The organism is Streptomyces sp. NPDC059788 (genome assembly GCF_042732265.1).
GTDB lineage: Bacteria > Actinomycetota > Actinomycetes > Streptomycetales > Streptomycetaceae > Streptomyces.
The window spans coordinates 289872-299348 of the sequence record NZ_JBHWHY010000003.1; the positions used below are offsets into that span (position 1 = coordinate 289872).

General features: G+C 73.9%; 9 protein-coding genes. 4 read left to right on the forward strand and 5 right to left on the reverse strand.

The window, feature by feature from the left end; all coding sequences use genetic code 11:
* Positions 1-641 precede the first annotated feature (641 nt).
* Both ACFV57_RS04565 and ACFV57_RS04570 read right to left on the reverse strand, forming a co-directional pair.
* Entirely contained in the window at positions 642-1289 is a 648-nt protein-coding gene (locus ACFV57_RS04565) for a hypothetical protein (protein ID WP_385225594.1), read from the reverse strand.
* Positions 1290-1464: 175 nt separating this feature from the next.
* A complete protein-coding gene (locus ACFV57_RS04570) occupies positions 1465-3114 on the reverse strand; it encodes a FadD3 family acyl-CoA ligase (RefSeq protein WP_385225596.1) in 1650 nt (549 codons plus the stop codon).
* A 145-nt stretch (positions 3115-3259) separates the two neighbouring features.
* On the opposite strand from ACFV57_RS04570, the gene ACFV57_RS04575 reads away from it, so the two are divergent.
* The 3 genes from ACFV57_RS04575 to ACFV57_RS04585 are packed head-to-tail and all read left to right on the forward strand — an operon-like array spanning position 3260 to position 5712.
* Positions 3260-4411 carry a lipid-transfer protein gene (locus ACFV57_RS04575; RefSeq protein WP_385225598.1) on the forward strand — a complete coding sequence of 384 codons (1152 nt, stop codon included), beginning with the start codon at positions 3260-3262 and terminating at the stop codon, positions 4409-4411.
* An 18-nt stretch (positions 4412-4429) separates the two neighbouring features.
* Positions 4430-4915: a Zn-ribbon domain-containing OB-fold protein gene (locus tag ACFV57_RS04580; RefSeq protein ID WP_385225641.1), complete on the forward strand. Its 486-nt coding sequence runs from the start codon at positions 4430-4432 to the stop codon at positions 4913-4915.
* The gene (locus ACFV57_RS04585; RefSeq protein ID WP_385225600.1) at positions 4912-5712 is read left to right on the forward strand and encodes an enoyl-CoA hydratase/isomerase family protein; all 801 of its coding nucleotides are present in this window, start codon (positions 4912-4914) and stop codon (positions 5710-5712) included. The genes ACFV57_RS04580 and ACFV57_RS04585 overlap by 4 nt, the downstream gene beginning before the upstream one ends.
* Before the next feature lie 12 nt (positions 5713-5724).
* On the opposite strand, the gene ACFV57_RS04590 is transcribed toward ACFV57_RS04585, so the two are convergent.
* Both ACFV57_RS04590 and ACFV57_RS04595 read right to left on the reverse strand, forming a co-directional pair.
* Complete coding sequence (locus ACFV57_RS04590) at positions 5725-6249, reverse strand: hypothetical protein (RefSeq protein ID WP_385225602.1); 525 nt, start codon at positions 6247-6249, stop codon at positions 5725-5727.
* Positions 6249-6836, reverse strand: coding sequence for a hypothetical protein (locus ACFV57_RS04595; RefSeq protein WP_385225604.1), 588 nt, complete (start codon positions 6834-6836; stop codon positions 6249-6251). Before ACFV57_RS04595 ends, ACFV57_RS04590 begins: the two co-directional genes overlap by 1 nt.
* Before the next feature lie 227 nt (positions 6837-7063).
* Here ACFV57_RS04595 and ACFV57_RS04600 point away from each other — a divergent pair, with 227 nt between their 5' ends.
* Positions 7064-7852: a hypothetical protein gene (locus ACFV57_RS04600; protein ID WP_385225606.1), complete on the forward strand. Its 789-nt coding sequence runs from the start codon at positions 7064-7066 to the stop codon at positions 7850-7852.
* A gap of 79 nt (positions 7853-7931) precedes the next feature.
* Here the strand turns inward: ACFV57_RS04600 and ACFV57_RS04605 are convergent.
* Positions 7932-9477 (reverse strand): PQQ-binding-like beta-propeller repeat protein (locus ACFV57_RS04605; protein WP_385225608.1); only part of this gene is annotated, 1546 nt, incomplete at its 5' end.

A 9477-nucleotide genomic window follows, 5' to 3' on the forward strand; every position in this document is an offset into this window, starting at 1 on the left:
GTGGTGGCCGGGGGCGTCGGCCTGTTGCGCGGTGCGCGGTGCGCGGTGCGCGCTTTGCGCGCGGGGTTGTGGTGGCCGGGGGCGCGTTGCGTTGTGCGGGGGGCGGGGGTGCGTAGGGGGCCAACTCCTCGACACCGTGCACGGCGACGGGGAGGTCAGTCGTGAACCCAGATACCCGGCTGCTCTGCGGGGATGGCCCCCTACGCACCCCCTCCGGCCGGTTTGGCGCGTCCCGGCCGGTGGGGGGGATGACAGACAGCCCCGGGTGCGCCTGACCTGGTGGTGATGCTCGCGGCCCTGGTGGCGGCGTCCACGCGTACCGCCCGGCGAGCTAATGCGCGGCCCGGGCCATCGCAACCTCCCCGCCACGCTCCGCGCGGCGAGCCCAACCCCTGCGCTCCGCGCAGGGCTGTGTGTTCCCAGCCACGATGTACGGATAGTCGCCCACGGCGCGGGGCTCGGGTCCACGCAGGGGTCTCCCCGCAGAGCAGCCGGGTATCTGGGTTCACAACTACGTCACCGATGACGTGCACGGTGTCGAGGAGTGACCCCTGCGTGGGCCCGAGCCCCCCACCCACCGAACCGACAGCGCACAACGCGCACCCCCACCCAGGCAACCCGCGCAGCCCCCGCCCACGTCGTTACGGGTGGTAGTGCTCAGCGACCTTCGTCGCGACGCCCTTGTTGATGCTGACGCGGATCTTGACCGTGTTCTGCTTGGACGCCTTTTCGAGGTCGTCCGTGGTGCAGCGGGTGGTGCCGTAGCTCGCGCTGTCGATGGTGACGCGGCCGTCGGGGCCGCCGCAGATGGTCGTGGCGCCGAGGATCTCGGTGTCCGTGGCGACGAAGAACGCGCGCTCCATGCCGGCTTCGGGGGCCACGGTGTACTTGCCCGGGGCGAGATACTTCAGCGTGCCGTTCAGGGTGACGGCGGCCTTGTGGCCGGTGTTCGTGCCCGTGCCGCTTCCGGACCCGGTGCCGCTGCCCGAGTGGTGGCCCTGGCCGCCCGACGTGCCGCTTCCCGAGTGGCCCTGGCCGCCGCCCCCGGTGGTGGACGCGCCCGCCCCCTGCGAGGCACCCGCGTCGCCTCCGGAGGAGCCGGAGGAGCCGGAGGAGCCGGAGGCGGGCGGGCTGCCCGCGGGGGCTTCGCTCGCGGGGCTCTGGGCCGGGCTCGCCTTGTCCGCGCCCGGGGCGTTGCACGCGGTGAGCGACAGCGCCGCGGCCGCGACGATCGAGGCGGCGGCGATACGGCGGCCCCGGCGGAAGGCGGTGGCGGAGATGCTGGACATGTGGTCCCCCAAGGACGGGTACGGCGGTGTGGCGGCCGGGAGACCGGCCCGCTCGGTGGTACGTACACAAAGGTGCCGGGCGTGCCTAACACCCGGCTAACGCGCCGGTAATAACGGGGGGGGCGGCTGGGCGCGGCGGTGCTCCGCCCTCGCGAGCCGGGGAATTGAGGGGGCGCTAGCCGGGTGGGACCGTGCCGCGCCGCAAGTCGCCCTTCACCACCTTGCCGCTCGCATTGCGTGGGAGTGCCGCTACGAAGGCGACTTCCCTGGGGACCTTGTAGTTGGCCATTTCCCGCCGTGCCCAGGCGATCAGTTCTTCCGCCGTGAGGGCGGACCGCGGACGGCGGACCGCGTAGGCCTTGGCGACCTCGCCGAGGCGGTGGTCGGGGATTCCGACGACGGCGACCTCGGACACGTCGGGGTGGCGGGTGAGCAGGTGCTCTATTTCGGCGGGGTAGGCGTTGAAGCCGCCGCAGATGAACATGTCCTTGATGCGGTCGGTGATACGCAGGTTGCCGTCGGCGTCCAGGGTGCCGACGTCGCCGGTGCGCAGCCATCCGTCGGGGGTCATGGCTTCCGCGGTGGCCTGCTGGTCTTCGTAGTAGCCGGACATGACGTGGTAGCCGTGGACCTGGATCTCGCCCGGCGTGCCGGGCGGGACCGGTCGGCCCTCGGGGTCGACGATCCGGGTCCGGGTGCCGGGTATGGCGCGTCCGGACGTGGCGGCGACGGTCGCGGGCAGGTCGTCGCGGCGGCACATCGTGACGATGCCGGAGCTCTCCGAGAGGCCGTAGGCGGTCAGGACGGTGGCGACGCCCAGTTCGGTGCGGAGGCGTTCGACGAGTCGCAGTGGTACGACGGCGGCGCCGGTGACGACCAGGCGCAGGGAGCGGAGGTCGTGCCGGGCCCGGTCGGGGTGGTCGAGGAGTTGCTGGTGGAGGGTGGGCGGGCCGGGCAGGACGGTGACGCGCTCGGCGGAGATGTGGGCGAGGGCCGTGGGGACGCCGAAGACCGGCTGCGGGATCATCGTGGCGCCGCGCAGCAGGCAGGCGATGATGCCGGCTTTGTAGCCGAAGGTGTGGAAGAACGGGTTGACGATCAGGTAGCGGTCGCCGGGTGCCAGTCCGGCGAGTGCGCTCCAGACGGCGTAGGCGCGCAGCGTCTGGGCGTGGGTGATCACAGCGCCTTTGGGGTGGCCTGTGGTGCCGGAGGTGAAGATGATGTCGGAGGGATCCTCGGGCCGTACCGAGTCGGCCCGCGCGCGCACCGCCGCCGTGGGCACCGCTTCACCCGCGGCCAGGAAGTCCTTCCAGGTGTGGAAGCCGGCGGGGGCGTCGTCGGAGAGGACGACGGCGTGTTCCAGGTGCGGCAGGCCGGGGAGCGGGCCGCGCCCGTCGCCGTCGCGGGCCGCGCGGCGCAGGGAGGCCACGTACGAGGTGCCGAGGAAGGTGCCGGTGACGAAGAGCAGGCGGGCGCGGGTGCGGCGCAGCACGTAGGCCGCTTCGGCGCCTTTGAAGCGGGTGTTGACGGGGACGAGGACGGCGCCCGCCGTCACCGCGCCGAGTGCGGCGGTGATCCAGTCGGCGGTGTTGGGTGCCCAGACGGCCACCCGGTCGCCGGGCCGGACGCCGGCGGCGAGGCACGCCGCCGCGGCGCGTTCGACCCGCTCCCCCAGTTGCGCGTAGGTCAGGCGGTTGCGGCCCTCGGCGACCGCTTCGGCCGGGCCGTACCGCGCGGCGGCGGCGCGCACCAGGCGCGGGACGGTGCCGTACTCCAGGTCGGCGCGGGGGTCGGCGGTGTCGGGCTCGTCCAGGTCACCGCGCATCGCACAACCTCCCGCGAAAGAGCTGACTGCCCGTCAGGTTAGCGGTAGCCTCCTCGGCTGTCAGCACGGATGTCCGCGCGGACCGTACGGAGGGCCGCGCCGGCGGCACACGGGCCCGTACGGGCGGCCGAACACGGAGGTGGCGATGGGGGCGACCCTCAAGGACGCGGCGGCGATAGCCGGGATCGGCCAGACGGCGTTCGCCAAGCGGCTGCCCGAGTCGGAACGCACGCTGGCCTGCCGGGCGATCGTCGCGGCCCTGGACGACGCGGGGATCGCCCCGGCGGAGGTGGACGCGTTCGCCTCGTACACCATGGAGGAGACGGACGAGGTGGAGGTCGCCAAGGCGATCGGCGCCGGGGACGTCACCTTCTTCGCCAAGGCCGGTTACGGCGGCGGCGGTTCGTGCGCGACGGTGGCGCACCTGGCGGCGGCCGTCGCCACCGGGCAGGCGAGCGTGGGCGTCGCCTGGCGCTCGCGCAAGCGCGGTTCGGGGCCCCGCCCGTGGCGGAACACCGCTGTCCAACTGCCCACTCCTGCCCAATGGACCCGGCCCTTCGGTCTGCTGCGGCCCGCCGACGAGATCGGCATCCTCGCCCGGCGCTACATGCACGACTACGGCGCCACCCGCGACCACTTCTTCAACGTCGCCCTCGCGTGCCGCAACCGGGCCAACCAGAACCCGGACGCGATCATGTACGAGCGCCCGCTGACCCGCGAGATGTACATGACCGCACGCTGGATCAGCGAGCCGCTCTGCCTCTTCGACAACTGCCTGGAGACCGACGGAGCGCTCGCGTGCGTGGTCGTCTCCGCCGAGCGCGCCCGCGACCTGCGCCACCGTCCCGTGTACGTGCACTCCGCCGCGCAGGGGCTGCCCGCCCAGCACCACGGCATGGTCAACTACTGGACCGACGACCCGCTCACCGGCCCGGCCTGGACCGCGGCCCGGCAGCTGTGGAAGCAGGCCGACTTCGGTCCGCAGGACGTCGACGTGGCGCAGATCTACGACGCGTTCACCCCACTGATCCCGCTCTCCCTGGAGGGCTACGGCTTCTGCGGGCGCGGCGAGGGCGCGGCCTTCACGGAGGGCGGCGCCCTGGAGATCGGCGGCCGGCTGCCCCTGAACACCGCGGGCGGCGGGCTCAGCGAGGCGTACGTCCACGGCTTCAACCTCATCACCGAGGGCGTCCGGCAACTGCGCGGCACCGGCACGGCCCAGGTCCCGGACGCCGCCACCTGCCTGGTCACGGCCGGTGAGGGCGTGCCCACATCGGCCCTGCTGCTGAGGAGTTGAGTGCTCATGTCCACCAGCATGAAGGCGACCACTGACAACGCCCCCGGACCGGACCCGTCCCCCGGCGGCGAGGGCCTCCTCCTCCCCGTGGCCGACGAGGACGGCGCCCCCTTCTGGGAGTACGCCGCCCGCCACGAACTGCGCGTCCAGGGCTGCGCCGCCTGCGGCGAACTGCGCTTCCCGCCCCGCCCCTGCTGCCCGCACTGCCAGTCCTTCGACGGCTGCTGGCAGCGGATGTCCGGCCGCGGCCGCATCTGGTCCTACGTCGTACCGCACCCGCCGCTGCTGCCCGCCTACGCCGCCCAGGCCCCGTACAACGTCATCGTCGTGGAGCTGGCCGACGCCCCGCGCATCCGTCTGGTCGGCAATCTGGTCGCCGCCGCGGACGCCGCGCTGAACTCCGTCGATCCGGCGCGTATCCGCATCGGCGCCGCGGTCAAAGTGGCGTTCCACGAGCCGGCGCCGGGCGTGACCGTGCCGCGCTGGCTGCTGGAGCGGCCATGACGGGGCCCACCGCACCCGAGCGCAGCGCGCCGACCGTACGTGTGGAGACGGCATCGGACGGCGTCGCCCTGGTGACGCTCGACCGTCCCGAGCGCCTCAACGCCGTCGATCTGGAGACGGCCGACGCGCTCGCCGCCGTCTGGCGCCGCTTCCGCTCCGACGACGACGTACGCGCCGTGGTCCTGACCGGCGCGGGGCGCAGGGCGTTCTGCACCGGGATCGACCGCTCGGCGGACGTCCCGCAGCCGTCCTCCCCGTTCTCCGTGGACGATCCGCTGCTCGGCATCGGCCCGAAGGCCAACGACCTGTGGAAGCCGGTCGTCGCGGCCGTGGAGGGGATGGCCTGCGGCGGGGCGTTCTATCTGTTGGGCGAGTGCGAGTTCCTGGTGGCCTCCGAGGACGCCACGTTCTTCGACCCGCACACGTCCTACGGGATGGTCAGCGCCTACGAGTCGGTGTCCATGGCGCAGCGGATGCCGTACGGCGAGATCGCGCGGCTGGCCCTGATGGGCACGGCGGAGCGGCTCGGTGCCCGCCGCGCCCACGAGACGGGCCTGGTGTCGGAACTGGCGCCGCCGGGCGGCGCGGTGGCCGCGGCCCGGCGCGCCGCCGCCGTGCTCGCCGCCCAGCCGACCGGGGCCGTGCAGGGCACCGTACGGGCCCTGTGGGCGTCGCGGGAGGCCGCGCGGGCGCAGGCGCTGGCCCACGCCCCGCAGCTGATCGCGCTGGGCAACCTGCCGCCGGAGCGGCAGGCCGGGCTCTTCACGGCCCGCTCCCGGGACTTCCGGGTCCGCTGACCGGCGGGCCCGTCACAGCTCGGATTTGCGCGCCCGCCGGATCTCGCACTGGAACCACAGTTCCCGCGACGAGGTGTTGGTGTAGCTGTACGTGGCGGTGTACGTCTCGGTCTGCCCCGGCCGGACGACAAGCTGGCGCTGGTGCAGCCCGTAGGCCGTGCCGTCGGCGGGCCGCGCCTTCATCCAGTTGACCGCCATCTCGTACTTGAAGGTCTTGGTGAGCGACGGGTTGGTCACCGAGACCGAGTATTCGAGGCGGTGGGTCGACTGGTTGTAGCGGCAGTCGTTGCCGCGCGCGTCCGAGCGGCCGTCCGGGTCGTAGGTCTCCTCCGGCGTCGGCGACGGCGAGTAGGAGTACGAGGGCGAGTCCAGCGGGCCCGGCGTCGGCGAGTAGCTGTAGCCGGAAGGTGGCGGCGGCGGTGTCGGCCGCTGCCCGCCGGGCAGCAGAGCCCCGCAGCCGACCAGCCCGAGCGCGCTGACGGTCACCATCCCGGCCGCTGTGGCGGCCCGGCCGAGCCGCCGTCCCCTGGTGGCCATCAGGACAGCGGGGTGCGCTGGACGTCGGTGACCGAGCAGCGGTACGTGCCGCTGGTGGCGGCGTCGGACGGCACGTACTGGATCACGTCGAGGGAGTCCGTGCGGCCCGGCATCACGTAGGGGATGCTCGGATGGCGGGTGCCGAGGTCCTTGCCGCCCGGCGCGGTGAACTTCACCGTCAGCCGGTAGGTGTACTTGGTGCCCGACGAGCTGTTGGTGGCGCTGACCGTGGTCTTCACGCTCCCGGCCCCGTTGTACTGGCAACCGTTGATCTTGATGTCGCCCATGGCGCTGCGCCCGCTGCTGGAACCGCCGCTGGTGTAGCCGGAGGTGCTGCCGCTGGAGGTGCTGCTGCCGCCGGTCGAACTGCTGCCGCTGCTCGTACCGCCGTCGTAGCCGCCGGTACTGGCCTCGTAGCCGCCGCTGGTGCTGCTGCCACTGGCGCTGCTGCCGCCGGTGCTGCTGGAACCGCCGTCGCTGCTGCTGTGGCTGCTGCCGCAGCCGCCGCCGTGCGAGTGCCGGGCGCCGGTCAGCGCGACCAGGACCACCCCGGCCGCCGCGACCGCGCGGACATGACGGAATTTCATGTTGTTGTGCCCCCGTTGACCCCGTTGAAAGAACCGCGCCGTACGCGCGGCGCACCCCGTCCTTATGTTTTCTTGACGAGTGCACGGCAGACTAGCAATCTCCCTGCGTTACCCAAAATCTCTTCCTGACCAGGTAAAACGCATAGGTCTGGCGTGTGCGCGCAGTCGGGCGTAGCGTCGTTTAGAGAGGGAAACGGGACGAATCAGCGACCGGAGAGGCGACGCCTGTGGTGCGCAACGTACTCGGATCCGTGCTCGCCCTCATCGGAGCGGCGGCCGCCGTCTGGAGCCCCTTCCGTGCCTGGTACGACGGCCGTCACGGACGTGAGATCCGTATCGAGGACCTGTTCCGGGGTATCACCGGGGAGAAGGCCGAGCTGTTCGGCTCGGTGCTGCTGCCGATGGTGTTCGCCGCATTGGTGACCCTGGTCGGCGTGGTGCTGCGATCCCGCCTGCTCGTCGCCGTGGCGGGCCTTGTGGTCCTCGGTTTCACCATTTTGTGGATGGTCCGTCAGGGGCAGGCCGCGGGCAGCCTCACGGTGGGCGAGAACCCGGACCAGGGACTGGGCCTCGGTGTGGCGTGCGCGCTCGGCGGCGGTGCGGTGCTGTGGCTGGCGGCGCTCGTGATGAGCGGCCGCCGCGGCGTGCGCGCCCGGCGGCGCGAAGCGGGGTTCGAGGACCGGCACGACGAGCCGCAGCCGGTGCCGTACGGAGCGCCCGGACCCGAATGGGAGCCCGGGCCGATCAGGGGCGGCGACACCCCGCCGCAGGGCGTGCCCGCATACGGGGCGACGCCGTCGCCGGGCTCCACCCCCCATCACCAGCCGCCCGTACGGTGGCCGGGCGCCGGGCACCCGCCGCCGGAGTCGGATCAGCCGCCCGCGGACGACGCCCCCACCCGGGCGGTGCGGATGCCGTCGGACACGGACGAACCGGGACAGCCGCCGCCCCGGCCCGACGACGAGACGCGGCCCATCAGGACCACGCCGCCCCCGGAACGGGACAAGGACCGGTAACCGCCCGCCCGTTGCGCCCACCCGTTGCGCTCCGTCACGTCGCCGGACCGGCACCGTCGCGTCCGCCGCGTCCGCACCGTCACGTCCGCCGCGCCAGCCCCGTCCCCTTCGCCGCGTCCAGCGCGTACACGCACCGGTCCTTGCTGCACGCGTAGACGACGCCCGCGACGGCCACCGGCGTACCGGTGATCTCGCCGCCGGTGGCCAGCTTCCAGCGCAGCTGGCCGCCCATCGCGTCGAGCGTGTAGAGGCAGTGGTCGGCGGAGCCGAAGTGCACCCGGCCGTCCGCCACGACGGGCGCGCCGATGACCTCGCCGCCCGCCTGGAAGCGCCAGCGCGGCGTGCCCGTGACGGCGTCGAGCGTGTAGAGGGCCTTACCGCTGCCGAGGTGTACGGCGCCGTCCGCGACGAGCACCGGTTCGGTGGACTGCCGGGCCTCGGTGGCGATGCGCCAGCGGTCCCGGCCGTCGGCCGTGTCGAGGGCGTAGACCGTGCCGAGGTAGTCGGCGAGGTAGAGGCCGCCGCCGGTGACCGCGGGGCCGGGCGCGTACGCGGGCCGGCTGAGGAAGGCCGCGGGCGCCTCGAAGTGCCAGCGCACCTCGCCGCGCGCGATGTCGATCGCCAGGACCCGCGTCCCCGCGGTGACGTACACGGCGCCGTCCGGGGCGGGCAGGAGCCGCACCGGGACCCCGCCGCAGGAGGCCGGGTCCCCGACCGGGTACGACCAGCGTTCGGCGCCCGTACGGGCCTCCAGGGCCTTCAGTCGCCCGTCGGCCCAGACGAACACCGTGCCGTCGTGGACGACCGGCCCCAGGTCGGCGGTCTCGAAGTCGGTCTGTACGCCGCCGGTCTCCCACAGCCGCTCGCCGGTGCCGGCCTCCCAGGCCTGGACGCCGCCGCCGCGGGTGCCGGTGACGACGGTGCCCCGGTCGGCCTTGAGGGCGTAGATCCAGCCTTCGCTGCCGAGCCGCCAGCGTTCGGTGCCGTCGGCCGCGTCGAGCGCGTACAGGCTCGGTCCGTCGGAGGCGTGGATACGGCCGTCCGCGACGGCCATGCTCCAGGCCACGTCGCGGGTCTTGAACTGGCGCCGGCCGCTGGCCACGTCGAGGGCGTGGACCTCGAAGGACGTCACGTACAACAGGTCGCCGGCGACCGTGGGCGTGCCCCACACGTCGTTCGACATGCGAAAGCGCCAGGGGCGCCAGCGGGGCGGGGCCGCGCTGTCCGCGCCCGTGGCGGCGGGGTGGCCGGAGCCGTGCCCCGCAGCGCCGCCCTGCTGCGGCAGGCCCGCGGGCGGATCGGCCTCGTGGGGGCCGGGGGCGGCGACCGGCGCGCCGGCGGGCGGGCGGACCCAGTCCGTCGCGGGCGCCTGGGCGCGCGGCTGCGGCTGGCCGCTGTCCCCGGCGCGGGGCCCGGGACCTATCGGTGCGGAGGTGCCGGCGAGGCGTACGGAGCCGTCCGGTACGTCCGCTTCGGGCAGGCGTGCCGGTACGGGCGGGGCCGCGGAGACCGGCGGCGCGGCGGCGACCGGTCCGGCGGGCGCGGCCTGCGGCAGGTGCGCGCCGCCGCGCGGGTCGGCGCCGCGGCGCGCTCCGGGACCGATGCCCGCGCCGCCGGCCCAGCCG